The following is a 26,600-nucleotide window of genomic DNA, read 5'->3' as shown; positions in this document are numbered from 1 at the left end:
ATGTATAAAGTTTTTGTAAACGATAAGGCACTTTTTTTAACAAATGAAGTACAAAAAGAGACTAATTTTAAAATTTTTCTCTTGGAAAGCATAGATATTAAAAAGCTGATTATAAAATTATTTCAAAATAAAATTGAAAATGCTTTTTTATATCATCCAGATGAAAAGTTGATTATGAAGACATTAAAAGCAAAAATTCCAGTCGTAAAGGCAGGAGGAGGTCTTGTTTATAATGAAGAAGGGAATGTTTTATTCATTTACAGAAACGGAAAATGGGATTTACCAAAAGGTGGAACAGAAAAAAATGAAACAATGGAAGAGACAGCTATGCGAGAAGTGGAGGAAGAAACTGGAGTGTCTGGTTTATCTGTTGTTAAGAAATTACAAAAGACATATCATGTTTTTAAACGAAATGGTAGGTACAAATTAAAGCAGACGTATTGGTACGAAATGAAGTCTACTTTTAAAGGCATACCAAAAGGACAAGAAGATGAAGGTATTGAAAAAGTTGAATGGATTCACCCAAATGACATTCCTAAATTACTAGAGAATTCTTACGAAAATATTAAATTATTATTTAAAAAATAGATAGAATAAAACGAGTTAAGTGTTTCTATTTATTTGCTTATATAATCATTATGTAACTATTTTTGAAAATTTTGTAACGAGTTTATGTATTGTTTTTTAGAAATTTGTATAAACATTAAAAAAACAATTTAACATGGAAACTACACAAAACATAGGAATATTAAACGGACTTATCTCAATATTAGAAGATGGTAGAGTAGGTTACACTAACGCTGCTGAGAATTGTGAAGATCCAATACTTAAAACAGAATTTTTGGGTATTGCAAGAGATAGATCATTAATGGTGATTCAATTGCAAGATGAAATTAATAAGCTAGGAAAGTCAACTGACGCTACTGATGGTCCTTTAGGAGCTATTCATAGAGCTTGGATTGATTTTAAATCACTTATAACAGGTCACGATAAAGACGCTATTATTGAAGCCTGTTTGACTGGTGAAGAAGCGGCTTTAAATACATTTAAAGAAGCTGTCAAGAGTGATTCTCTAAGTCCTCATCTATTTGCCATTATTTCATCTCAGTTGATGATGATTGAAAAAGCTATGGCAAAGATTAAGGCCTATAAGAATATTACGGTTTAAATTATAATAAAAAAGGACTTTCATTTGAAAGTCCTTTTCTCTTTTTTATTTTATTCTATAAATAGGATATTGTAAATGTGTTTTTTCATAATGAGGAGAATTTCTGTAAATATAATCCAATTGTGCTTCTGCACTTTCAGCAAATTCTTTATCGGTCATTTTTTTTGCATCAAATTCAGCTTTTAATTTAGCACTTTTATTTAATAATTCTTTAGCTAAATCTTCAAACACATAGGCAGAAAAGTATTCTTTTTGTTGTAAAATAGCATCAAAAAAGTTCCAATTAAAATAACTATCAACAGCTTCTGGTTCTAAAGTTTCTAATAAATATTTAACACCTTCTTGTTGCGTATTAATTAAAAAATCTCCCTTTTTAAATTCAATCTTTTCAGTAGATTTGTTTACAGCTGTATTATAATGACCATAATGTCCTTCGTATGGTCTTTTACTAGTTTCATAAGATGCGATTTTATAACTTTCTACATTTATAATTGTATCATTTGAAATCGATTTTAAAGCTATATTATTTAATTTTAGCAAATCAAGTATAGGCCATTGCGATTTTGGAACTACATAATAAGATGGAATGATTATTTCTTTTGTTGCTTTGTAATCATTGTAAAAAGGAATCTTCTTTGTAAAAGGCTGATTTCTGTCATAATATAATCTTTTTTTACCTGTTACATCACTTGGTTTGTAATCTCCTTTATAACCTTTAAATTCAATTTTAGAAACTTTAGAGGAATCTAATTCCCATTGTAAAGGATATTTCATTCCAACTTTATAGTTTTTTAAATTTTCAGATTTTAATTGTCTAATTTTTTGAAAATTTTTATCTACATAATTTAGGGTAGCTAACATGTATTCGTAAGTAACATTAACTCTGTCCTTGTAAGGCTTTAACATGTGTGTTTCTGGAACTGAACCAAGCGAGTTAAATAGTGAAGTATAACCTGTAGCATAACGAGGAGAATCCATAAATTGAGAAAATCCATTATCTGGTTTGTCACCATGAATATTAACATAAGGTGTGCTTTCAATTTTTTTCTTCAGTAACTCTTTCATGATTTCTGGATGCATTTCGTTCTTGTAAAATTCACCTAGTTTTCCACCTAATCGTTGATGTTGTGTGCTAATACATGTAAAAGTGTATTGATAATCGGCTCCATTTGAAACATGATTGTCAATGAACATATCTGGATTTACTTCATGAAAAATATCTTGGAAACTTCTAGAGTTTCTTGAATCTGATTTTATGAAATCTCTATTTAAGTCAAAATTGCGAGCATTTCCTCTAAAACCATAAGCTTCAGGACCATTCTGATTAACTCGTGAATGTGAATTTCGGTTTAAACTTCCACCAATGTTATAAACAGGAATTGCAACAATAATTGTATTTTTCGGTGTTTTTATTTTGCCTGTTGCTAAATCTCTAAAAAATAACATAGTTGCATCAATTCCATCTGGTTCGCCTGGATGAATTCCATTATTAATTAAGATAACTGCTTTGTTTTGTTTGTAGTCAAAAGTTTTATTTTCTGCAAAAACAACAACGTGTAAAGGTTCACCACAATCAGTTAACCCTTTTTCTTCTATTATAATAGTCTTAAATTGCTTGGCTAAATTTGTGTAAAAGGCAATACATTCTTCATAAGTAGTAGATTGATTTCCGTTTCCTTTCTCGAAAGGAGTTTTTAAATCTTGAGAAAAAGTTAACGATGCAGATGTAATTAACAAGAATAGTAGTAATTTTTTCATATAGGTTAGCTTTAAGAGTTCACTCAAATATAATTAAAAAATGAATCACTTAATTAATTGAATATCAAAAATATTCATGTATATTTTATCTATCTTCAAATAATTAGAAGTTATAATTTTAACTATTAGTAATTAAGAGTCATTGAGTTTAGTTTTTCACAATCTATTTAATGGTAATTTTTTACAAATGATTAAAGGTTATGTCAAAATCTAAAATCAAAGCCTATCTTTGCCACATGAATAGAAATCCACTCTCTAATAATGTGCTTTTGAATCTTGATATTCAAAGACTAAATGAAATGCAAGAAGTAGCACAAAATGCTATTTTAAATGATGCGAATGTTTTATTGTTATCGCCAACAGGTTCTGGGAAAACATTAGCTTTTTTATTGCCTATTTTCCAAATGTTGGAAGAAGATGTAAAAGGTGTACAAGCTGTCATTCTAGTTCCTTCTCGTGAATTAGGCTTACAAATTGAACAAGTTTGGAAAAAAATGGGAACACATTATAAAGTGAATATGTGTTATGGTGGTCATTCTATTGATACCGAAATTAATAATTTAAGTAATCCACCAGCTTTATTAATTGGAACGCCAGGAAGAATTGCCGATCATTTAGATAGAGGTAGTTTTGAAACGGAAAATGTTAAAACCTTAGTTTTAGACGAATTTGATAAATCGTTACAATTGGGTTTTCATGAAGAAATGTCTTATATTATTGGTAAACTAACTAAATTGAATAAACGAGTGTTAGTTTCAGCTACATCTGGAGTTGAAATACCGAAATATACGAAAGTAGTTAACCCAACTATCCTTGATTTTATTGAAGATGAGAAAAGTAATCAAAATCTAGATATTCGTATTGTTTTTTCGAAATCGAAAGATAAAATTGAATCGCTTTTTCAATTGATTTGTTCGTTAAATTCTGAATCAGCTATTATTTTTTGTAATCACAGAGAAGCAGTGGAACGTATTTATGATATGTTGACTGCAAAAGGTATTATTTCCACTTTTTATCATGGTGGTTTAGACCAAGACGAACGTGAACGTGCTTTAATTCAGTTTAGAAACGGAAGTGTTTCTTATTTAATCACTACCGATTTAGGTGCTCGTGGTCTAGATATTCCAGAAATGAAACATGTTATACATTATCATTTACCAGCTAAAGAAGACGAGTTCACACATCGTAATGGTCGTACTGCTCGTATGCTAGCTACTGGAACGGCTTATGTGATAATTCATGAAACAGAAAAAAAATCAGATTATTTTGATTATGGTAAACGAAGATTAGATGTATCCAATGCTAAATCGTTACCAAAAGCACCTGTTTTTCAAACACTTTATATTAGTGGTGGAAAAAAGAACAAATTGAATAAATTTGATATTGTAGGTTTTCTTTCTCAAAAAGGAGCATTAGAAAAAGACGATATTGGTTTAATTGAAGTAAAGGATTTTATATCGTTTGTAGCGGTTCGTTATACAAAAGTAAAAGATTTATTAGGTAAGATTAAGGATGAAAAAATGAAAGGAAAAAAGTATAAAATTGAAGTTGCTCGACAAGTGGTGAAAAAGGAAGAAGAAAAAGAGGAAACACATCCAAAATTCACTTCTCGAAGTGAAAATAGTAGGAGATAAGGATGATTTTTTCGTCCTTGTTTTATAATTTTTATTAAATAATGAAATCTTTTAATTGTTTATTATGTAATGAAAAGGCAACGGTTTTTTGCGAAAAGCCTTTTCATTTATTTTATAAATGTGACAATTGCCAAGGTATTTTTAGACCAAAACATACTTTTTTTGATGCGTCAACAGAAAAGAATCATTACGAACAACATAATAATGATGTTAATGATGTGGGTTACCAAAATTTTGTTGCTCCCATAATTCATGCTGTGTTAAATGATTTTTCTTCAAATAATAAAGGATTAGATTTTGGTTCGGGAACTGGACCAGTAATTTCTAAATTATTAAGAGAGAAAGAATATCAAATAGAAAATTATGATATTTTTTTTGAAAATGTACCTGAACGATTGATTCAAAAGTACAATTATATTTCCTGTTGCGAAGTAATGGAGCATTTTCACGAACCTTTGAAAGAATTTCAATTATTGCATTCTATGCTTTTACCTAAAGGGAAACTCTATTGTAAAACCGAACTTTTTAAAAACCAAGTGCCTTTTGAAAAATGGTATTATAAAAATGATTTAACTCACGTTTTTATTTACCAAGAAGCGACTTTGCATTGGATAAAGGAAAAACTAGAATTTAAAAAAGTAGAAGTAAAGGATAAAGTCATTGTTTTTGAACGTTAATCTACTATTTAACCATTGAATAAAATTAATGTCTAGTCTTAAATAATCAATATTGATTATTTAAGACTAGACATTTTAATCTTTAATTATATTTTTTCCTTTGTTCCATCATGTAATGTTCTATAATAAGTATCCATAACAATAAGTAACCCTTCTGATTTTTTAAAAGGAAAATGTTTTTGATAATCTTTTGGATGTTTTACATCAATTCCTATTACTTTTCCATTGTATTGTCGGTTAACTTTAGATTGAAGTGTGTGACCAACAATTACTGCTTTTGCATTAAATTTTGAAAGCCCGCTTTCTACCTGCTTTTGAGTTAAATTATCTTTAAAATAACCTCTATACCAAGCAATTCCAGTACGATTTGAATTTAGTAATTGTTCGTCAGTTTTTTCGGTCGAAGGATAATAGGTTTTGTAATACATCTTTCGAATGATTTGATTGATTTGATTTAAGCTTAATTTAGTAGTAGCTACATCAGGATGTATGCCTCCATGAACAAAAAGATTTCCGTTAATACGTTCCATTGTATTTTTACTAGCCATCCATCTTCCTAGAACTGAATTAGTATTATATAATTCGTGATGTTGTTTCTTTAAAATAGCAGCTACTGCATAATACTTTTCTGCGGAAGATTGATAATGACCTTGCATGTTTTTTAATTCGTGATTGCCAATGATAAAATGAACAACACCACCCTGTTTTGAAGCATCTTGCTCTAATTTATAGATGAACCAAAGCACTTGAGTTACAGACCATCCTCTATCTACAAAATCGCCTAACAAGACTAAATGACCTTTGCCAAATGTCCAATTTAATTTTTTGTCTATGACTTTATTATGTATGAGAAAATCTCGAAAAGTTTTGTAACCACCTTCAATATCTGAAATAGCCAAAATAGGCTCATTGTCGTTATAAGTAGTATTTGGAATTGTAATTTCGGGATTAATTTTAAAATCAAAATGACTAGAATCAATTTGAAAATAACAAGATGTTGTATTATTAGAATCAACAGAACTTTTTTTTGTATCTAAATAAAAGCCTTCATTTTTGTTACCTCTGATATGATTGATGCTTAAAGTACTATCATTTTCATAAAAAACATAAGGACCTTCTTTGTCTAAATGATACATTAATTCATGATCACCATAATGTAAACTAGCTCCATGATATAATCCAAACGGAATTACAATTGCTGCTAAAACTAGAATTGTAAAAAAAATATGCTTTAAGTATCTAACTATTTTTGTTTTCATTTTTATTGATTTTTTTGAATTGATTTGTGGCAAAACTATTTTCATATTCTAGATTACTAAACAAATTGTGATAAATGAATAATTACCCTATAAACAAAAACGGTAACTGTATTTGAACAGATTTTAAACCATTATAAATGCATTTCAACATCACTAATTGATTGTTGGTCAACTTTTTTTGTGTTTATTTTTTATAAGCCTATTTTTGCTTAATGATTTCAATATTAAAAAGAAATAAATGGGTATTAATTAAGAGTATTATAATCATATCTATAGCTATTCCAGTAGGAGTATTAGTTTATGAAGCTATATTTTTAGGAAAGCAAACAGTTGTGTTTCTTGAGGATTATCCAACAATCGTTAGTATATTCATTTTAGTATACTATTTATTGCTTCTAACTCTTGTTGCTTTACGAATAATTGCACAATTAAAATCGGTACTTAAGTTAAAAAGGGAAAATACTAAATCAGAATTATTACGCTTGCAAAGTCAAGTGAATCCTCATTTTTTTTTCAATATGCTTAATAACTTATATGGTTTAGTGGATAAAGATTCCGAAAAAGCTAAAAAACTTATTTTAAAACTTTCCGATTTAATGCGATATAGTATTTATGAAGGAGAAAAAACTTCGGTAACTTTAGAAGAAGAGATAGATTATTTGAAAAATTATATTGAATTACATCAAATGCGCTATCATAAAAAAATAGACGTTCAGTTTCATACAAACCTAATTGATGATACTATACAGATAAGACCTTTATTGTTTATTATTCTGGTTGAGAATGCTTTTAAACATGGTGTCGAAAATTTAAGAAAAGGTGCTTATGTTCACATCACTTTAAATTCATCTCAAAAAGAAATCAATTTTGTGATTGAAAATAATTTCGACCCAAGTCAAATTACAGAAGAAAAAGGAATTGGTATTAAAAATTTAAAACGTAGATTAGAATTAGGATATCCAAAAAAACATAAATTGGTTATTGAAAGGCAAAATACTATTTATAAAGCCCAATTATTATTGAAACAATGATAAAATATCTTATTATAGATGACGAACCTATAGCACATGATATCATTAAAGGTTATTGTGATATGTTACCCAATATGGAATTAACGAAGCAATGTTATGATGCTTTAGAAGCTTTAGATTATTTAAGAAATGCTTCTGTAGATATTATTTTTTTAGATATTAATATGCCAAAACTAAAAGGTTTCGATTTTCTAAAAACTTTACGTAATAAACCAAAGGTTATTGTAACAACAGCCTATAAAGAATATGCGATTGAAGGCTACGAATTAGAAATTACCGATTATTTATTAAAACCATTTAGTTTTGAACGTTTCCTAAAAGCAGTAACGAAAGCAACGGAAGACAAAAAAAAATCTGAAACTAGTATTCAAACTAAAGTTTCAAGTGATGAAGAGCGTATTTTCTTGCATACTAACAAAAAACATATTCAAGTTAAAATAAGCGAAATTTTGTATGTGCAAGCAGAAGGAAATTATGTCAAAGTTGTATTTGTGGATAAAAGTATAGTTATTAGAGAAAAACTTTCAGATGTATTGCAAGTACTTCCTACAGAAAAATTCATTCAAGTTCACAAGTCGTATTTAGTTGCTAAAAAACACATTGATAAAATAGAAGGAAATAGAATTACTATTGATAAGCATATAATTCCCATTGGTAAACTGTATAAAATGAATGTTAATGAGTTGTTGTGATTAGTATTCAGTCAGTTTTATAAAGTCACTAAGATTTTCTTTAATTCCATCTCAAAATCTTTCCAATGGATATAGGTTTTGTCAGGAATAGTGCTAAAATCAATTCCTTCTGTTACTTTACTAATTCCAAATTTATTATCGAAAAGTTGAATACAATAAAATTCATTATTTATCCAAATATCAACCATAAAAACACCAGAATCAAAAGAGTGAATTTCGTGCCGAATTTCTTTTGGTTTAAGTAATTTAGATATTTTATCAATATAGGATTTCATTTTGTGTTGTGTAATGTTTTGTGGCTTTGCAAAGTTTGGGAAATGATTATCCTAAAAGTATGAATTTAAGTTAAAGTTTACAAATACAAAATCAACATTAAATTAAACCTGTAAGTCCAAATTTTGCAAAACCACTATTTTGGATGTTATTTTTCGTATCAAATTAAATTAATTATATTATTTTAGCTTCAATATCAATTTTATAATTAGAGTATGAAAGACTGGGGTGAAGTTTCAGATATTTTTGCAGAAATACATAAAAAAGCTTTAGATAAAACTTTAGAAAATGAATCGGAAGCTCAGACAAGGTTTGATTTAATTGATAGAATTATTAAGGAAATTTTGCAATGGCAACACGGACAGATAAGTGTTGAACCACATACAGTTGGTGAGAAATCTGGATTCATTGATTATTTATTGACAGCTGGGGATTATAAAATAGTTGTTGAGGCAAAGAAAGTTGGTGCAGCCTTTCCAAGTCCTACAAGAAGAAAAAAATTAAAAGTTAATGGAACCATACTTGGAGTAGGTGAGATAAAGAGTGCATTGGAGCAAGCTGAAGCATATGCTAAAAACAAAAGCGCAGATGTTGTAATTGTAACTAATGGAACATGTTGGTGTTTTTATACTACTAATTATAATGATAGAGATAAATTACATGCCAATATACTTTTTCCTTTTGAAGATTTAAGTGATGCAGAAGAATTGTTTAATATTTTTGAAGTTCATAATGTTGAGCAAGGAAGTTTATTAAATATTTCATCTGAATTGGAAGCAGTATTAAACAACAAAATTATAAATACATTAGATAATTCTGATTATAGATTGGGTAGAAATAGTATTGCTGATCATATAATGAAAGGTATAGATAGTGCAATAATGTCTGAGGCTTTACTTAATGATGAGGAAGTACTTAAAGAATGTTATGTTGAAAGTGATAGTAGAACTAAATTTGATAAAACTTTACAAATACATTTGACACAATACAAACCAAGTATAATTGAACCAGCAAAGAAAATTAAAAGGGATCAGAAAGCAGATGCTATAGCTGATTTAATAAAAGTATCAGCTCCTAATGTTTCCTCTCCTGTTACTTTAATTATAGGTTCAGTGGGTTCTGGTAAATCGACTTATTTAAAACATTTTGAACTTATTAAATCAAAAGAGATTTTAGGAAAACAAAAAGCGCATTGGATTTATGTTGATTATGAAAAAATGGGCATAAATGGAAATCCAAGAGAGTTTTTGTATAAATCTTTAAATGAATATTTATTAGAAGATCATAAAGAAAATCCAACAGATTTTGATTCAGTAATAAAACCTGCATATGAAAAACAAATTGAAGCTTTAAAACGTGGACCATATGCCCTATTAAGTCAAAATAAAGAAAAATTTGATGAAAAGATTATTGAAATTATAGATAGAGATTTTCAAAACGTAGAACCTTATGTTGAAAAGGTTTATAATTATATTACATCTCAGCAATTATGTGTTGTTGTAATTGATAATGTCGATTTATATGAAGATGATGTATTAGAAACAAGTGTGTTTTCTGAAGCAATTTCGATTTCAAAAACATTAAAATGTCTCGTTTTTATTTCTTTAAGAGATTCAACATTCATTAAGCACAAAAATAGTTCAATTTTTAATGCCCATGAGTTGAAAAAGTTTTGGATTAATCCTCCTGCATTTAAAGATGTTTTGTCTAAAAGATTGAATTATGCTAGTAGGGAACTTAAGGATGAGAGTGCAATCATTGAACTTTATTCAGGAAGTAAACTAAATGTTAGTGATTTAGGATTGTTTTTTAAAATAGTGCAAAAAAGTGTACTAAATGAAACAAATTCCAAATTGATAGAATATTTAAGTGATAGAAATACAAGAAAAGGAATTACATTAATACAAAACTTTTTAATTTCAGGACATATTCAAGCTGATAAAGCTATTAGAGATTACATTGAAGGAGAATCTAAATTTTCGTTCCCATTCCATGAAGTTTTTAAGGGAAGTATTTTAGGACCATGGAAATATTATAAAGAAGAAAGATCTGAAGTTATCAATATTTTTGATTCAAAATTAGGATCAAAAAAACAGCAGTTAATTTTATTATACTTACTTAAATATTTGCAAATTAATGCAAGAGTTGACAATGCAGAAATGGAATATAGTGAAATAGTAAGTTTTGTTTCAAATTTTGGCACGAGTGAGGATCTGTGTAAAAAAATAGTTGAAAAATTATTTACTTTTAATTTGATACATACGAATGAAAGACATTTAGATAATCCTAAATATTTTATTACACTTTGTGGAGGTTATTACATTTCTAATTTATGTAAAATGTTTGTTTATATTGAAACCGTAATGTATGACACAAATATTTTAAATAATGAATTGTTTAATAAAATATGTGAAATTACTTATTTAATTGAAGATTCAAGGGATTGGCTTGAAAAAATGAATTTAAGAAAGATTAGGGTAGAATTATTTTTTAATTACTTGAAGGGTTTAGAAGAAGAATTATCAAAAGAGATCGAACTTAAAGAATATCTTATTATTGAGGATATAATAAAAACTGTTATTGAAGAGATTGAAAATGTTATAAAAAAAATGGGAAATAACCGTATCAAGTCAATTAGTTAATTTTTATTATAATATCCAAACTTATAAATAACTAACAACTATTTATAATCGTTTGCAATTAATCGTAAATATATAAAAACAAAAAATACAATTAATACGATTTTCCACATTGAGCAAAAAAAAGCTAAAAATCATACGTTGATTTTTAGCTTTTTTACTAAGTTTAATGGTTCTCAATATATTCCATTAAAAAAATGATACATTTGAACTAAAGAAAAAATTATTTCCCAGGAACTACCTTATAAGTAGGATCTTCCATAATATTTACATCGATAATGGCTTCTGCGTTTTTTAATAATTCTACGCAGTCATTGCTTAGGTGTTTTAGATGTACTTTTTTGCCAACAGCTGCATAACGTTCTGTAATTTTGTTTACGGCATCAATGGCACTCATATCTGTAATTCTACTTTCTGCAAAATCGATAATTACTTCACTTGGATCGTTTTGTACATCAAATTTTTCTGAAAAAGCGGTTGTCGAACCAAAGAATAATGGTCCAAATAACTCGTAATGTTTCACTCCATTTTCATCGATGTATTTTCTAGCACGAATGCGTTTTGCGCTTTCCCAAGCAAATACCAAAGCAGAAATTATTACTCCAATTAAAACGGCTAAAGCTAAATTGTGTAAAAAGATAGTAATTAATGTCACTACAAGCATTACGAAGATATCATGTTTCGGCATTTTGGTAAACGCTTTAAAACTAGCCCATTCAAAAGTTCCAATGGCAACCATAATCATAACGCCTGTTAAAGCAGCCATAGGTAATAATTCGATTACTGGTGCACCTACTAGGATAATTACTAAAATAGTTAAAGCAGCTATGATTCCAGATAATCGAGCTCTAGAGCCTGAAGATAAGTTGACTAAAGTTTGTGCAATCATAGGACAACCACCCATTCCAAAGAAAAAACCATTGGCAATATTTGCCGTTCCTTGTGCTAAGCATTCTCGGTTACTGTTTCCTTTTGTTCCTGTGATTTCATCTACTAAATTTAAGGTTAATAAACCTTCGGTTAAACCAACTGCCGCCATAATTAAACCATAAGGTAAAATAATTTTTAAGGTTTCAAATGTAAAGGGAATTTGAGGAATATGAAAAGGAGGTAAGTCACCACTAACAGAAGCAATATCTACTACTTGTTTGGTATCTATATTGAAAAGAAGTACAATTCCGAATACTACAATGATGGAAACTAAAGAAGCAGGAATAGCTTTTGTAATTTTTGGTAAAATAAGAATGATAGCAATTGTCAAAGCCACTAATCCAGCCATAATTAAAAAAGGTGAACCTGTTAGCCATTCGGTTTGTCCGTTAACAACTGTTTTAAATTGTTCTAATTGTGACATAAAAATAATAACCGCTAAACCATTTACAAAACCAAACATTACGGGTTGAGGTACTAAACGAATGAATTTTCCTAATTTAAGAAGTCCAACAGCAATTTGTATAATTCCAGCAATTGCAACAGCACCAAAAACATATTCTAATCCGTGAGAGTTCATTAAAGCAATTAAAACGATTACAGTTGCTCCAGCACCTCCTGAAATTAAACCTGGTCGACCACCAAAAATAGCGGTAATGATTCCCATGATGAATGCTCCGTATAAACCTACAAGAGGAGGAAAACCTGCTAAAATAGCAAAGGATAAAGATTCAGGAATCATAGTCATTGCAACGGTCAACCCAGCAAGAATTTCAATTTTATAATCTACTTTTTGTTTGAAATTGAAAAGGTTCAATACTTGTCTCATATATTTTTATAATAAAATGTTTCGAGAAATTACTGATTTATTTCCTTTTAGGTAAATCAACTAATTTTCTTAAAAATGTGTTTGATGAATTTGGGTTATACTAAAATTACTCTCAAAGTATAATTCAAGAGTTGAAGAAAAAATTTATTTAAAAATCAATGCGGGAAACCGATTGATTTTAATGGAGTAGTGTGTTTTTTCATAAGAAGTTGCAAAAATAAGCCATCTTATTAAGAATTCAAAGCAATGAAGTTAACAAAAGATTAATTTATTTCTTTGATATAAATGATGATTCTTTAATTGCAGTTTTATCTATTTATTTTTTTAAGAACAGATTCTGGAACCAATTGGGTAATATCACCACCATTTCTTAAAACATCTCTTACAATACTAGATGAAATAAATGATGTACGCGCAGCTGTTAATAAAAAGACAGTTTCTATTTTCGACATTAATCTGTTAGTGTGAGCAATAGCTTTTTCAAATTCGAAGTCGGCTGGATTTCGCAATCCTCTTAAAATGAATTCAGCTTTTTCTTTTTTGCATAAATCTATAGTTAAACCTTGATAAGTGATTACTCTTACTTTTGGTTCATCTTTAAATGTTTCTTCAATAAATTTTTTTCTATCTTCTAAAGAAAACATGTATTTTTTTTCGGCATTAACACCAATTGCGACTATGACTTCATCAAACAAAGAAACACCTCTTTTAATAATATCATAATGACCATTGGTTATTGGGTCGAAAGAACCCGGAAATATCGCTTTTTTCATGATTTCTACTTTAATGTTTCCGTAAGATTAAGAATATCTTTACTAGAATATTCTCCTATAATGTATTTATATTCTCCTTTTTTATTGATAATAAGTAGACCAATACAATTTCCTTTCTTATCGAAGAAGTTTTTTAAAAAATAATGACCTATATCGTCAAAATGCGTTTCATTATCTAATATAGGTTTTGCAGCTAACTTATCTGCATAAATAAATATATTTCGGTAGTTTGTCATGTCTACTTTACTATATACTTTATTGTTTAACCAATTATAAGTACTTTCTAACTCACTATAATTCTCATACGGACAATAGTCTTGTGGAAAACGATAATTGATTATTAAAAACTCTTCTTCTTCATTCCAATTGTACTCATAGCGAATGGATTTCATTTGGTCTTTAGGAATGTTTTTTTCTTGAGCAAAACTCATTTGTGAAATTAGAAATAGTATTATACCAATTTTTCTCATTTTATTTTTTCAATTAAATTAATTAAATCTTCTCGATAGTATTCACCTAATTTAGAGGCTATTTCACCTCTTTGATTTATAATTATTAAAGCATAACAGTCCCCTTTAGAACTAAAGTTATTTGTGAAAAAATTATCAAAATCTTCATAAAACTCTAAATTATCAATAACTTTCTTTGCTAGATTCCTGTCTGAATAAACATGAATAATCCTGTTTTTATTAATACTTTCGATATTATATACATTCTTTAAAAGCCAATCTTTACTTTCTTTAACGTTGAGATAATTATTATAATGACAATTTTTTCTAGGTTGATTAAAATTAATAATTAAGAATTGCTCTTCATTCCAATTGTATATCTTTTTAATAACACTTACTTTATCTATAGTAATTGTTGTTTTTTCTTGAGCAAAACTCATTTGAAAAACAAAAAAAAGTAATATTAAATATTTTTTCATCAGTCTCTTGTTATTTTAAAGAATACGCTTAAATCTTTGGTTAAATCTTTTAACTCTTCTTTTGAATAGGAAAATGGGTAAACATAATTTTTTTCATCTAAAATTTTATCCATATCTGATTTGGAACCTATTTCCATGTTGTTTTCCAAACCTAAAATACTGTCTTTGGTTATTTTAGTGATTTTTAATGTAGAGTAATGTCCTTTCATTTCTGGCAATTCAAAATAATATACATCTCCAATTTTAGGATTTTTTGCATAATCAAGTGAGTCATTTTCTTCCAATTTATCATAAAGTATTCCACCAACTATAATTAAAGCTATGATACCAATTCCACTAAAGTGTTTGAAAGGAGTTTTTGTAGGATTTCTGTCTTGTTCTATTTTAAATTTAGCATTAATTTTTTGGTCTAAATTTTTAATATCATATGTAGCTTTACAAGTATTGCATTCGGCAACATTTACCTTTCCATAAGGGAAGAAAGGAATCCAATAAAGATGAAAATATTTCCCAAAAACGGTATAATTCATAGAAACGTCATTGCTACAATTAGGGCATGTTATATTTCTAAGTTGTCCTTTTTTAATTTTGGAAGAATTTGTTCCGTAAAAAATCATATTTATAAAGTTATGGTTTATTTTTTATTTTAAAGCTTCTTCAATGGCATTTTCAAAAAGTTCTGGTAATGATATTCCTGCTTCACGAGCTTGTTGTGGTAAAATACTTTCATTGGTTAAACCAGGAACGGTATTTATTTCTAGCATAAAAGGTTCCTCATTAACGATAATAAATTCGCTACGAGAAAATCCTCTCATTTTTAATACTTCGTATGCTTTTTTAGCAACTAATTCTATTTTTTGTTTTATTTCTTCAGAAATTCTTGCAGGTGTAATTTCTTTAGACTTCCCTAAATATTTTGCTTCATAGTCAAAGAAATCATTTTCAGACACGATTTCAGTAATTGGTAAAACTTTAGTATTTCCTTTATAACTTATTACTCCAACTGAAACTTCTGTCCCATCTAGAAAACTTTCAATAATAATTTCATTATCTTCTTTATAAGCCATTTCAATTGCAGGAAGAAATTCCGCAACTGTTTTTACTTTGGATATACCAAAACTAGAACCTGATTTATTTGGTTTTACAAAACAAGGTAATCCAATGTTTTTCAAAATTTCATCGACATTGATTTCATCTCCTAAATTTAAATAATGTGAAGTTGCTGTCTTGATTCCATAAGGCTTTAAGACGGAAAGTGTATCACGTTTGTTAAATGTTAAAGCAGCTTGATAATAATCGCATGATGTTTGTTTTATGCCTAATAATTCAAAGTAAGCTTGCAGCAAACCATCTTCGCCTGGAGTTCCATGTATAGCATTAAAGACCACATCAAAAATTGTTTTTTTACCTTCAATATTTACAGAGAAATCACTTTTATCTATAGGGTATTCTGTATTGTCAGTAGAGACATAAACCCATTTGTCTTTTAAAATGTGAATTCTGTAACCTATATATTTAGAAGGGTCTAAATTTTGGTAAACAACATTTCCGCTAGAAAGAGAGATTTTATATTCGCTAGAATATCCACCCATTATGATGGCAACATTTTTCATATTTTTTCGTTAATAAGTAAACAAAATTACATTATTTATTTATAACTCTAAATCTTTTCTATTTTATATCTTTGTCAAAATTGAATATTTATGAGCATACAAAAATTCTTAACCAGTAAAACATTTTTTATACAACTAGCTATTGCTTTTGGTATCATTGTAGTTTTAGGTTTCGCATTGTTAAAATTTTTAAACATTAAGACTAATCATGGAGAAGAAATTCCTGTTCCAGATTTATCTAAAATGCAGGTTGTTATTGCAGATGAAAAGTTAAAAGAGTTAGGTTTAGAATTATTGTTGTTAGATACAGTAGATTTTAGAAAGGAAATGCCTCCTTATTCAATAGTGGAACAAAATCCTAAGTTTGGAACAACCGTTAAAGATGGTAGAAAAATATATGTAAAAATAAATTCGGGTGGTTATACAGATATTATTTTACCTGATTTTAAAGAAAAAACATATCGTCAAATAAGTGCTAACTTAAAATCGATGGGTTTAAAAGAGGGTAGGATAACTTACAAAAAAAATATGGCAAAAGATGTTGTTTTGAGTTTAACTCAAAATGGCAGAATATTGAAAGAAGGAGATAAAGTAAAGAAAAATTCTGTAGTGGATTTTGTTTTAGGTGATGGAAAAGAAGTTTTTGATGAATCAGAGATTAATTTAGAATCTGAAGAAAATCAACTTCCATCAGAATTTAGAGATGAGGAATAAAATGACAGATTATACAATTTCAAATGACGATTTAGATGATGATTTACACGAGCATCATCGTTTTGTAATAGCCAAAGGGCAACAAGCATTAAGGATTGATAAATTCTTAATGAATGCAATAGAAAATACTACAAGAAGCAAAATTCAAAAGGCAGCTGATTCAGGTTCTATTTTTGTAAATGATATTCCTGTAAAATCAAATTATAAAGTTAAGCCAGATGATGTAGTACGAGTAATGCTAGAACATCCACCTTATGAACATTTATTAAAAGGGGAAAATATTCCTCTAGATATTGTTTATGAAGATGATCAATTGATTGTGATTAATAAGCCAGTTGGAATGGTTGTTCATCCGGGTCATGGTAATTATTCTGGTACACTGGTTAATGCTTTGGCTTATCATTTTGATAATTTACCAATGAATAGTTCTGAACGACCAGGATTAGTACATCGTATTGATAAAGATACTTCAGGATTATTGGTCGTAGCCAAAACGGAATTAGCGATGGATTATTTAACCAAGCAATTTGCAGCTAAGACTTCTGAAAGGGAATATGTAGCTATAGTTTGGGGTGATGTAAAGGAAGATGAAGGAACGATTGAAGGAAATATTGACCGACATGTTTCTAATAGAATGCAAATGGCAGTTTACCCTGATGGAGAAAAAGGGAAACCAGCTGTAACTCATTATAAAGTATTAGAAAGACTAGGTTATGTGACTTTAATTTCGTGCCAATTGGAAACTGGAAGAACGCATCAAATTCGTGTGCACATGAAATATATTGGACATACTTTGTTTAACGATGAACGTTATGGAGGAAACGCCATTTTAAAAGGAACTACATTCACTAAATACAAACAATTTGTTGATAATTGTTTTAAAGTATTACCTAGACAAGCACTACATGCAAAAACTCTTGGTTTTGAACATCCAATAACTAAAGAATTCATGCGTTTTGATACAGAAATTCCTCAAGACATGGTTGATTGTATTGAAAAATGGAGAGTGTATAGTAAAGCACAAACATATACTGAGGATTAATAAAATTTAAAAAAAGCATCAGTTTTATTAATAAAATAGATGCTTTTTTTTTAAATATTGTCTGTTCTATTTTTAGATAATATTAATTTTTTTACATAGTATTCACTAACCAATCTTCAAATTCATTTTGGATTTTTAATTTTATGCTTAAATATTCTTCGGAAGTTATTTTTTTCTGTTGTTTTGAATGTCTTAAATCCGAAAGTTTTTTTAGTAATACATAAAAGTGCATTTGTGTAACTAAAGCATAATTTTCTTTATAATAATTATATATATGATTTAAACTTCTTTGAAGTTTCTCTTGACTTAAAAGTTTTTTAGTATTCTCAATGACTTCTTTTTGTATTCTTATTTCATTCCATTTTGATATATTTTGCAAATATATTTTTAATTCTTTATGAAAATCACCATAATTATAGATTCTATTTTGTAAAAATAAAGAGGCTTTTATATTATTTTCAAAAGTTTCTTCTTTTGAAATATTTTTTATTTGTTGTCTTATATTTTGACTTTTTTCAAATCCTACTCCGTAACCCACTAACCATTCTCCAGTATGTTTTGAATAATCGAAACTTCGAATGTGTTCCCATAAAATTAGATCAGAAGTCAGCCCAATTTTAAAACCTTCTATTTCTCCTTGAATAAGTGGTGCATATTCTCCCATAAATTATTTAAGTGTTATGATTTCTGTTTTCGAATTTCAAAAGTAATTATAACTGTATTATATATACTAGTAATTCATTCATAATTATTTTTGATACCAAATTGTAACCCAAAAATTACTCTTTTTCGTACATTTGAAAAATAGAAAGAATTATATATGAAAATTGTTATATCACCAGCAAAATCTTTAGATTTTGAAACTAAATTACCAACAGAAAAATTCACACAATCTGATTTTATTTCCAAATCAGAAACCATACATAAAACCTTAAAGAAACAAAAACCAAAGCAATTAATGGACTTAATGTCTATTTCTGAAAAGTTAGCGGATTTGAACTGGCAACGCAATCAAGAATGGCAAACTCCTTTTACTCCTGAAAATGCTCGACCAGCAGTTTTTGCTTTTAATGGTGATGTTTATACAGGTTTAGATGCTTATACGATTCCAACTGATAAGTTAAACGATTTGCAAGATAGATTACGTATTCTTTCGGGTTTGTATGGTGTTTTAAAACCTTTGGATTTAATCCAACCTTATCGTTTAGAAATGGGAATTTCTTTAAAAATTGGAACTAAAAAGAATTTATACGAGTTTTGGAAAAAAACAATTACAGATGCATTAAATAAAGAGCTTTCTAAGGATGAATTATTCTTAAATTTAGCCAGTAACGAATATTTTAGTGCAGTGGATACCAAAAAATTAAAAGTACCTGTTATTACTCCAGAATTTAAAGATTATAAAGACGGAAAATTGAAAATGATTAGTTTCTTTGCTAAAAAAGCAAGAGGTTTAATGGTGCGTTATATTATTGATACCAATGCAGAAACCATTGAAGATTTGAAAAAATTCAATTATGAAGGTTATGCTTTTGATGACGGTTTGAGTAAGGGAAATAAATTGGTTTTTACGAGGTAGTTATTCTCATATTATTATAAAACTTACTTCTCTCCGTTAAAAATTTCCTTCACAGTTTCTTGATAAGTTCTTGGATTTTGAGCTTTTTTAATTTTTTTAAAGGTTTTTTGTGGATTGGAGAATGAATTAGAAAAATAACCCCAAAAGCCTAACATTTTCATTTTTATAGGAGTTGGTCCAGAAAGGGCTTCATCATATTCTTGGTAAATGGTATCGTGGAATTCGTTAAAAATCTTCCATCGGTCTTTTGGGTATTCTGTTGTATTATTTTTTATCATGCTTGGCAAAAATGGATCAGCAATTAAGCCACGACCAATCATAAAATGATCAATGTTTGGAAAACGTTCTTGCATTTCTTTAAACTTGGCTACAGAAGTAATATCACCATTATAATACAATTTATGTTTGGTGTTTTCTGTACAACGTTGAAAAGCTTCTAAATTGACACCACCATTATATAATTGCTTACCAATTCGAGCATGAATAGCAATATTCTTAATAGGATATTTATCCAAAATAGGAAAAACATCCAAAATTTCTTCTGGATTTTCGTAACCCATTCGCATTTTCATAGAAACGATTACATCGGTTTCATTATGCACACGATTTAAAACATGGTCAATTTTTGTGGGTTCACAAATTAATCCTGAACCCATTCCTTTTCTAGTAACCATTGGATAAGGACAACCTAAATTCCAATTTAGTTCTTTGTAACCCAATTCTTGGATGTATTTTACCACAAATAAAAACTCATCAGCATCATTTGTCATTACTTGAGGAATTAACTCTAATGTAGTGTTGTTTTCAGGTTGTAAATCACGTTGGTATGAATTTTTAATTACTAATTTTCCATCCAAGCGAATGTAAGGAGCATAAAAAGTATCAATACCACCAAAATATTTATGCAAAGCATTTCTAAATCTAAAATCGGTAAAACCTTGTAAAGGTGATGAAAGTAGGGTAGGACTCATGTTTTAAATTGAATCGCAAAGATAGTAGAAAAGAAGTTGGTTATTTAATACCAAAATAAAAAATCCCAAATCCATAAAATACAGATTTGGGATTATTAAAATTTTAAATTTATTTATTTAATTTCTTCTGTTGAATTAATGTCAGACGAAGTATTTAATGGTTTTACAGCTTCAACTTTATCATCACCTTTTAAGTAAGTAGGTAAGTTTAATCCAGCCATATTGAATAAATCATTTAAAGGAGGAACAGTTTTCATCATACCTGAAACAAAGTTAGCAGTTGAACCGTTTCCTTCTTGGTTGTTACCAGAATCCCAAACTGTGATTTTATCAATTTTGATGTTTTTAACAGCTTCAACTTGTGTTTTAACTAATTCAGGTAGTTTTTCTATTAACAATAATTGGAATGCTTTTGTTGGATCACCACCAGCTGCGCTAACTACTTCACGATACCCTTCAGCTTGTTTGGTTAAAATTTCATATAAACCTTTTGCTTCAGCTTCCATTTTTGCAAAAATAGCATCAGCCTCTCCTTTTGCTTGAACTCTTGTTTTTTCAGCTTCAGCTTGTGCATCAATAATTGCTTTTTGCTTCGCAATTTCAGCAGGGATAACCACATTTGCATTTTGAGTAGAACGCTCTCTTTCTGCACGTGCTTCTTCTGCTTTTTGTTCAGCTACATATGATTCTTCTAGAGCTCTTGCACTTTGCACTTTTTCTGATGCTAAGGCAATACGTAATGCTTCAGCTTCACGTTCACGACGTGTTGCTTCTGACTTTGCAATTGCAATTTTAGCCTCATTTTCTCCTTGAATAGCTATAGCATTTGCTTCAGATGTTTTTACACGTGTATCTCTTTGTGCTTCAGCTTTACCAATACTTTCATCTTTAAAAGCTGCAGCAATACTTACTTCTCTATCTTTATTTGTAATTGCAATTTTTACATCACGATCTCTATGTGTTTCAGCAATTTGTACGTCTTTTTCACGATCGGCCATTGCTTTACCTGTTTCACCAATTTTTTCTTGTTCTGCAACAGAAATTTTGGCTTCGTTAATAGCTTTGGCTGCAGCCTCTTTTCCTAATGCTTCAATATAACCCGATTCGTCTTTGATATCGGTAACGTTAACATTGATTAATTTTAGCCCAATTTTCTTTAACTCTGAATCTACGTTTTTCGAAATATTATCTAAGAATTTATCTCTGTCAGAATTAATTTCTTCAATTGTCATGGTTGCAATAACTAAACGTAATTGCCCAAAAAGAATATCTTTTGCTAATTCTTGTATTTGTTCTGGTGAAAGTCCTAATAGACGTTCTGCAGCAGTATTCATACTATCTGTTTCTGTAGAAATAGCAATAGTAAAACGACAGGGTACATCTACACGAATATTTTGACGAGAAAGTGCATTTGTAAGATTAGCTTCAATTGAAATAGGTTTTAAATCTAAATATTGATAATCTTGAATTACTGGCCAAATAAAAGCTCCACCACCATGAACACATTTAGCCGATGTGCCACCTGTGCGACCATAGATAACTAAGATTTTATCGGAAGGACAACGTTTATAACGGGAAATTAAGGTCAAAAAAGTGACAAATAGCACAAAAGCGGCTACAACAATAATAATTAATTCAGACATAGGTTTATATATAATAAGGGTTAAATTTTTTCTACAATAAGAATATTGTTTTCTATTGCAACAACTTTTACAACAGCTCCAGATGGTATTTTCTCCATGTTCAATGTCATTGCATCTAATTCATGAAAAGCTCCATTGACACTAATTTGTACTTTTCCTTTTCCAGATTTATTTTCTGGAATGGATAAATATACATCTGCTGATTTATGTAGTGTATTTATAATTTTAAAACTATTATCCTCAGACAATTTTAAAATTTGTTTTATTAAAATAAAAAATACTCCAACAAAAGCAACTCCTACAACTATTGAAATAACTATTAAGATAGATTTATTTTCAAATTTGTTATAGAATGAAATTCCCGTCCAGCTAAAACCTAATAGGAAATTAACTAAATTTCGTAAAGTAAATAATTCAAAAGGCATATCTCCACCATCACCACTATCTGAATCTGCATCAGTCCCAGAATCTCCAAGTCCAATGAAAGTAGCAATAGTTTGTAAGCTAAAGAAAATACTCACAGGTAACGCGATGTACCAAAAAGCCTTAAGTAATGGCTCATAATTTTCTAAAAAATTCATAATAGCAAGTTAGTTATAATTATTATACGAGGACTTTTTACAAAAGTTACAAATTGAAATTATTTTTTTTTACTAATTGCTTTTCAATAAATAATACGATAAGTATTCCTATACAATAGCATAATAAATCTATCCAAGAAAAGGAAGTTCCAATAATTGTTTTTGCAATTTTTGAATGCTGTAAGCCAATTTTCTCAATAATATTTATAAACTGTAATCCTTCTATAACGAAAGAGAAGAGAAGAACAAATAATGCGGCAGAATTTACAGATAATTTAAAAAATGATTTTATAAAGCAATATATAAGAATTACAACTAATACATCGCCTAAATAAGGTCTTATGAATGGATCATTTATGTATAAAGCAATTATAAATTCAATGAAGAAAATTAAGATGAAAAGTATAAAATAGTTTTTGTGAAATGTTAGCATGAACTAAATTATTTATAAGTCTTTAATTTTTTATTGAAGTAATAAAATTTTTAATTGTGCTCAAAGGGTTTTTAGCTAAATATTTTATGAATGCACTCCCAATAATAGCACCTTTTTGATGATTTGTAGCTTGCTCAAATGTTTCTTTATCTTTGATGCCAAAACCAACAATCTGAGGATTTTTTAGGCTTAGATTTGCTATACGCTTGAAATAGTCTAATTGTTCATTTCCAAAACCATTTTGACTACCAGTAACAGCAGCCGAACTTACCATATAAATAAAACTATCTGAAATAGCATCAATTTGTGCAATGCGTTCATTTGAGGTTTGTGGTGTAATTAAGAATATATTTTTCAGTTTATATTTTTCGAAAATAGCTTTGTATTCATTTTCGTAAACATATAATGGTAAATCTGGAATTATTAATCCGTCAATTCCTATTGCTACACATTTTTGGCAAAAATTTTCCAACCCAAATTGCATCATAGGGTTAAAATACCCCATAATTATTAATGGAATTTTTACTGTTTTTCGAATGTCTTTTAATTGTTCAAATAGGAGAGAAGTGGTCATCCCATTTTTGATAGCTTGAGTTGAACTTTCTTGAATCGTTGGACCATCGGCTAAAGGATCAGAAAAGGGTAAACCAATTTCAATCATATCTACACCGTTTTGTTCCAATTCATGAATGATGGAAATAGTGTCATTTAATTGAGGATAACCAGCAGTGAAATATATTGAAAGCAGTTTTTTATCTTGTTCTAATGTTTTATTTATTCTGTTCATTTTTTTTGTTTAAAAGTTTTAGCTAATTACTTCCAACTAATCACTTAAATTAAAATACTCTATATATGTATTCAAATCTTTATCACCTCTTCCAGATAAATTAATTATAACAATATCAGTTGGGTTGAATTGTTTTTTATCCAATACTGAAAAAGCGTGAGCCGATTCAATAGCTGGAATAATACCTTCTGTTTTTGAAATTTCTAAACCAGATTGCATGGCTTCTTTATCTGTAATGGCTATAAATTCAGCACGATTAGAATCATGCAAATGAGCATGAAGTGGTCCAACACCAGGATAATCTAAACCAGCAGAAATAGAATAAGGTTCCGTGATTTGCCCGTCTTCTGTTTGCATTAATAGTGTTTTGCTTCCATGAATAATTCCTATTTTGCCTAAAACAGAAGTGGCAGCACTTTCACCAGAATCAATTCCATGTCCAGCTGCTTCGACGGCAATTAATTTTACAGTTTCATCTTCCAAAAATTCATAAAAAGCACCTGCTGCATTACTTCCGCCACCTACACAAGCAATTACATAATCAGGATTTTCTTTACCTTCTTGTTCTTGTAATTGAACTTTAATTTCTTTGGAAATCACACTTTGAAAGCGAGCTACCATATCTGGATATGGGTGTGGTCCAACAACAGATCCAATAATATAAAAAGTATTTACAGGATTGTTAATCCAATCTCGAATAGCTTCATTGGTTGCATCTTTCAAGGTTTTAGAACCAGATGTTGCTGGACGTACAGTTGCACCTAGCATTTTCATTCGGGCTACATTAGGAGCTTGACGTTTAATATCTACTTCACCCATGTAAACAATACATTCTAGACCCATCAAAGCACAAACGGTTGCTGTTGCCACTCCATGTTGACCTGCACCAGTTTCTGCAATGATTCTCGTTTTACCTAACCGTTTAGCCATTAAAATCTGCCCAATAGTATTATTGACTTTATGCGCACCAGTGTGACATAAATCTTCACGTTTTAGATATATTTTTGTATTGTATTTTTCAGATAAACGCTTCGCAAAATAAAGTGGAGTAGGTCTTCCTACATATTGTTTTAATAAATTATTGAATTCTTCTTGAAAAGAAGGTTCGGCCATTATTTTTAGGTAATTTTTTTTTAATTCTTCAACGTTTGGATACAACATTTCAGGTATAAAAGCACCTCCAAATTTTCCGTAAAATCCTTTTTCATCAACACTATATTTCGTCTTCATATAATAATCTTTTTAATCTTCTTAATTTTGAATAATTTTTAAAACCTACTTTTCTTTCAAATCTACTATTTACATCTATACCACAACAGTATTTAGCCATATCTGTATTTAGAAAGGATTTTATAGCATCAACACTTGTTAATCCTATTCCTCCACTTAAAAAAAAGGGTTTTGATAGATTATATTTTGATAATAAATTCCAGTTGAATGAGATTCCATTTCCTCCAGGTAATCTTCCTTTAGTATCAAAAAGAAAGTAATCTACAACATCTGCATATTCTGTAAGTTGGTCAAAATCAAATGTGTTGTCTATTGAAAATGATTTAATAACTTCTACATTAAGTGATTTAATTTCGTTACAAAAAATTGAAGATTCATTGCCGTGTAGTTGTATAGCATTGAATTTAAATTGATTAATTTTACTTTTAATAACAGTAATATCTTCATCAACAAATACACCTACTTTTTTTATATGTTTAGGAATTTCGACTATTTCATTATCATTAAATTTTCTTAATGATTTTTCCCAAAAAATGAACCCTAAATAGTCTGGTTCTAAAGTACTAATATCTTGAATGTTTTCAGGATATTTCATACCACATATTTTTAGTTTAATGTCTAACATACTATAGTTTTATTAATAAAATCACTTGCTTCTCTGCCAGGATTATCAGTTTTCATAAAATGTTCGCCTATTAAAAATCCTTGGTAACCATATTTTTGAAGTTCTTTAACTGCTTCTACCGAACTTATTCCGCTTTCTGAAACTTTTACAAAATCATTTGGTATTTGGTTAGCCAATTCTTTACTATAGTTTAAACTTACTTCAAAATTTTTTAAATTCCTATTGTTAACACCTATCATATCTAAACTTGGCATGATGGATTTTTCCAAATCTTCCTGATTATGAACTTCTAATAAAACTTCTAAAGCTAAACTTTGTGCAAATTCAGATAAATGTTTAATTTCTTCACGAGTTAAAACCGCAGCAATTAATAATATTGCATCTGCTCCATGAGCTTTTGCTTCTAATAATTGGTAATCATCTACAATAAACTCCTTTCTTAATAAAGGAATAGTAACTGAGGCTTTCGCTAATAGTAAATCGTCTAAGGAACCACCAAAATATTTACCATCAGTTAAAACTGAAATTCCACAAGCGCCTGAATTTTGGTAGCCTAAAACAACATCTTCAACAGAATGAATATTGTTAATGACTAATTTTGAAGGAGAACGACGTTTGTGTTCAGCAATGATTCCTGATAAACTGTTTCTTAGTAATTTACTCATGGAATTAGTGCGACCATTAAATAAAACAGAAGCTTCTAGTTGAGAAGTAGGAATAATACTTTTTTTAAGAGTGACTTCTCGTTTTTTATCGATTATAATTTTATTTAGTATGTCCATTATTAAAAG

28 protein-coding genes are annotated in these 26,600 nt (G+C 28.9%); 10 read left to right on the top strand and 18 right to left on the bottom strand.

Annotated features, from left to right (window positions below; translation table 11 throughout):
* Both ACULEV_RS09005 and ACULEV_RS09000 read left to right on the top strand, forming a co-directional pair.
* Positions 1 to 588 carry an NUDIX hydrolase gene (locus tag ACULEV_RS09005; RefSeq protein WP_445458339.1) on the top strand — a complete coding sequence of 196 codons (588 nt, stop codon included), beginning with the start codon at positions 1 to 3 and terminating at the stop codon, positions 586 to 588.
* A gap of 133 nt (positions 589 to 721) precedes the next feature.
* Complete coding sequence (locus ACULEV_RS09000; protein WP_445458338.1) at positions 722 to 1,168, top strand: ferritin-like domain-containing protein; 447 nt, start codon at positions 722 to 724, stop codon at positions 1,166 to 1,168.
* Between the two features lie 45 nt (positions 1,169 to 1,213).
* Here ACULEV_RS09000 and ACULEV_RS08995 read toward each other — a convergent pair whose 3' ends face one another.
* Complete coding sequence (locus ACULEV_RS08995; protein ID WP_445458337.1) at positions 1,214 to 2,926, bottom strand: M14 family metallopeptidase; 1,713 nt, start codon at positions 2,924 to 2,926, stop codon at positions 1,214 to 1,216.
* A 236-nt stretch (positions 2,927 to 3,162) separates the two neighbouring features.
* Here ACULEV_RS08995 and ACULEV_RS08990 point away from each other — a divergent pair, with 236 nt between their 5' ends.
* Together ACULEV_RS08990 and ACULEV_RS08985 are read left to right on the top strand one after the other, a co-directional pair.
* Entirely contained in the window at positions 3,163 to 4,560 is a 1,398-nt protein-coding gene (locus ACULEV_RS08990; protein ID WP_445458534.1) for a DEAD/DEAH box helicase, read from the top strand.
* Between the two features lie 41 nt (positions 4,561 to 4,601).
* A complete protein-coding gene (locus tag ACULEV_RS08985) occupies positions 4,602 to 5,237 on the top strand; it encodes a class I SAM-dependent methyltransferase (protein ID WP_445458336.1) in 636 nt (211 codons plus the stop codon).
* Positions 5,238 to 5,323: 86 nt separating this feature from the next.
* Here the strand turns inward: ACULEV_RS08985 and ACULEV_RS08980 are convergent, their stop codons facing one another.
* Positions 5,324 to 6,496, bottom strand: coding sequence for a metallophosphoesterase (locus tag ACULEV_RS08980; protein WP_445458335.1), 1,173 nt, complete (start codon positions 6,494 to 6,496; stop codon positions 5,324 to 5,326).
* Between the two features lie 212 nt (positions 6,497 to 6,708).
* Here ACULEV_RS08980 and ACULEV_RS08975 point away from each other — a divergent pair, with 212 nt between their 5' ends.
* A complete protein-coding gene (locus tag ACULEV_RS08975; RefSeq protein WP_445458334.1) occupies positions 6,709 to 7,527 on the top strand; it encodes a sensor histidine kinase in 819 nt (272 codons plus the stop codon).
* On the top strand, positions 7,524 to 8,219 hold the full coding sequence (locus ACULEV_RS08970) for a LytR/AlgR family response regulator transcription factor (protein WP_445458333.1): 696 nt from the start codon (positions 7,524 to 7,526) through the stop codon (positions 8,217 to 8,219). The genes ACULEV_RS08975 and ACULEV_RS08970 overlap by 4 nt, the downstream gene beginning before the upstream one ends.
* 17 nt (positions 8,220 to 8,236) lie before the next feature.
* Here the strand turns inward: ACULEV_RS08970 and ACULEV_RS08965 are convergent, their stop codons facing one another.
* Positions 8,237 to 8,494, bottom strand: a complete 258-nt coding sequence (locus ACULEV_RS08965) for a hypothetical protein (protein WP_445458332.1) — start codon at positions 8,492 to 8,494, stop codon at positions 8,237 to 8,239.
* Positions 8,495 to 8,707: 213 nt separating this feature from the next.
* Here ACULEV_RS08965 and ACULEV_RS08960 point away from each other — a divergent pair, with 213 nt between their 5' ends.
* Positions 8,708 to 11,134, top strand: a complete 2,427-nt coding sequence (locus ACULEV_RS08960; protein WP_445458331.1) for a hypothetical protein — start codon at positions 8,708 to 8,710, stop codon at positions 11,132 to 11,134.
* Between the two features lie 220 nt (positions 11,135 to 11,354).
* Here the strand turns inward: ACULEV_RS08960 and ACULEV_RS08955 are convergent, their stop codons facing one another.
* The 6 genes from ACULEV_RS08955 to ACULEV_RS08930 all read right to left on the bottom strand — a co-directional run bounded on the left by ACULEV_RS08955 (position 11,355) and on the right by ACULEV_RS08930 (position 16,204).
* Positions 11,355 to 12,890 (bottom strand): SulP family inorganic anion transporter, encoded by a 1,536-nt coding sequence (locus ACULEV_RS08955; protein WP_445458330.1) that lies wholly within the window; start codon positions 12,888 to 12,890, stop codon positions 11,355 to 11,357.
* A 308-nt stretch (positions 12,891 to 13,198) separates the two neighbouring features.
* A complete protein-coding gene (gene coaD, locus ACULEV_RS08950; RefSeq protein WP_445458329.1) occupies positions 13,199 to 13,663 on the bottom strand; it encodes a pantetheine-phosphate adenylyltransferase in 465 nt (154 codons plus the stop codon).
* 5 nt (positions 13,664 to 13,668) lie between these two features.
* The gene (locus ACULEV_RS08945; protein WP_445458328.1) at positions 13,669 to 14,133 is read right to left on the bottom strand and encodes a hypothetical protein; all 465 of its coding nucleotides are present in this window, start codon (positions 14,131 to 14,133) and stop codon (positions 13,669 to 13,671) included.
* On the bottom strand, positions 14,130 to 14,591 hold the full coding sequence (locus ACULEV_RS08940; protein WP_445458327.1) for a hypothetical protein: 462 nt from the start codon (positions 14,589 to 14,591) through the stop codon (positions 14,130 to 14,132). Before ACULEV_RS08940 ends, ACULEV_RS08945 begins: the two co-directional genes overlap by 4 nt.
* Positions 14,591 to 15,208, bottom strand: coding sequence for a zinc-ribbon domain-containing protein (locus ACULEV_RS08935; protein WP_445458326.1), 618 nt, complete (start codon positions 15,206 to 15,208; stop codon positions 14,591 to 14,593). Before ACULEV_RS08935 ends, ACULEV_RS08940 begins: the two co-directional genes overlap by 1 nt.
* Before the next feature lie 24 nt (positions 15,209 to 15,232).
* Positions 15,233 to 16,204: a D-alanine--D-alanine ligase gene (locus tag ACULEV_RS08930; RefSeq protein WP_445458325.1), complete on the bottom strand. Its 972-nt coding sequence runs from the start codon at positions 16,202 to 16,204 to the stop codon at positions 15,233 to 15,235.
* A gap of 90 nt (positions 16,205 to 16,294) precedes the next feature.
* Between ACULEV_RS08930 and ACULEV_RS08925 the strand changes: the two genes are divergently transcribed.
* A complete protein-coding gene (locus ACULEV_RS08925) occupies positions 16,295 to 16,918 on the top strand; it encodes a PASTA domain-containing protein (protein WP_445458324.1) in 624 nt (207 codons plus the stop codon).
* Between the two features lies 1 nt (position 16,919).
* The gene (locus ACULEV_RS08920) at positions 16,920 to 17,960 is read left to right on the top strand and encodes an RluA family pseudouridine synthase (RefSeq protein ID WP_445458323.1); all 1,041 of its coding nucleotides are present in this window, start codon (positions 16,920 to 16,922) and stop codon (positions 17,958 to 17,960) included.
* Between the two features lie 91 nt (positions 17,961 to 18,051).
* Here ACULEV_RS08920 and ACULEV_RS08915 read toward each other — a convergent pair whose 3' ends face one another.
* On the bottom strand, positions 18,052 to 18,624 hold the full coding sequence (locus tag ACULEV_RS08915) for a hypothetical protein (RefSeq protein ID WP_445458322.1): 573 nt from the start codon (positions 18,622 to 18,624) through the stop codon (positions 18,052 to 18,054).
* 156 nt (positions 18,625 to 18,780) lie between these two features.
* Between ACULEV_RS08915 and yaaA the strand changes: the two genes are divergently transcribed.
* Positions 18,781 to 19,539: a peroxide stress protein YaaA gene (gene yaaA / locus ACULEV_RS08910; protein WP_445458321.1), complete on the top strand. Its 759-nt coding sequence runs from the start codon at positions 18,781 to 18,783 to the stop codon at positions 19,537 to 19,539.
* A gap of 23 nt (positions 19,540 to 19,562) precedes the next feature.
* Here the strand turns inward: yaaA and ACULEV_RS08905 are convergent, their stop codons facing one another.
* The 8 genes from ACULEV_RS08905 to trpC all read right to left on the bottom strand — a co-directional run bounded on the left by ACULEV_RS08905 (position 19,563) and on the right by trpC (position 26,591).
* Positions 19,563 to 20,510, bottom strand: a complete 948-nt coding sequence (locus tag ACULEV_RS08905) for a tRNA dihydrouridine synthase (protein ID WP_445458320.1) — start codon at positions 20,508 to 20,510, stop codon at positions 19,563 to 19,565.
* A 113-nt stretch (positions 20,511 to 20,623) separates the two neighbouring features.
* Complete coding sequence (locus ACULEV_RS08900; RefSeq protein ID WP_445458319.1) at positions 20,624 to 22,153, bottom strand: flotillin family protein; 1,530 nt, start codon at positions 22,151 to 22,153, stop codon at positions 20,624 to 20,626.
* Positions 22,154 to 22,173: 20 nt separating this feature from the next.
* A complete protein-coding gene (locus ACULEV_RS08895; protein ID WP_445458318.1) occupies positions 22,174 to 22,734 on the bottom strand; it encodes an NfeD family protein in 561 nt (186 codons plus the stop codon).
* 46 nt (positions 22,735 to 22,780) lie between these two features.
* Positions 22,781 to 23,167, bottom strand: coding sequence for a ribosomal maturation YjgA family protein (locus ACULEV_RS08890; protein WP_445458317.1), 387 nt, complete (start codon positions 23,165 to 23,167; stop codon positions 22,781 to 22,783).
* Between the two features lie 22 nt (positions 23,168 to 23,189).
* Complete coding sequence (gene trpA / locus ACULEV_RS08885) at positions 23,190 to 23,954, bottom strand: tryptophan synthase subunit alpha (RefSeq protein WP_445458316.1); 765 nt, start codon at positions 23,952 to 23,954, stop codon at positions 23,190 to 23,192.
* Between the two features lie 36 nt (positions 23,955 to 23,990).
* Positions 23,991 to 25,184, bottom strand: coding sequence for a tryptophan synthase subunit beta (gene trpB, locus ACULEV_RS08880; RefSeq protein WP_445458315.1), 1,194 nt, complete (start codon positions 25,182 to 25,184; stop codon positions 23,991 to 23,993).
* Positions 25,168 to 25,779, bottom strand: a complete 612-nt coding sequence (locus ACULEV_RS08875) for a phosphoribosylanthranilate isomerase (RefSeq protein ID WP_445458314.1) — start codon at positions 25,777 to 25,779, stop codon at positions 25,168 to 25,170. Before ACULEV_RS08875 ends, trpB begins: the two co-directional genes overlap by 17 nt.
* 23 nt (positions 25,780 to 25,802) lie before the next feature.
* The gene (gene trpC / locus ACULEV_RS08870) at positions 25,803 to 26,591 is read right to left on the bottom strand and encodes an indole-3-glycerol phosphate synthase TrpC (RefSeq protein WP_445458313.1); all 789 of its coding nucleotides are present in this window, start codon (positions 26,589 to 26,591) and stop codon (positions 25,803 to 25,805) included.
* Positions 26,592 to 26,600: the final 9 nt, after the last annotated feature.

The sequence above is a fragment of the Flavobacterium sp. HNIBRBA15423 genome (assembly GCF_052655965.1).
This window is presented reverse-complemented; position numbering and strand designations above follow the sequence as displayed.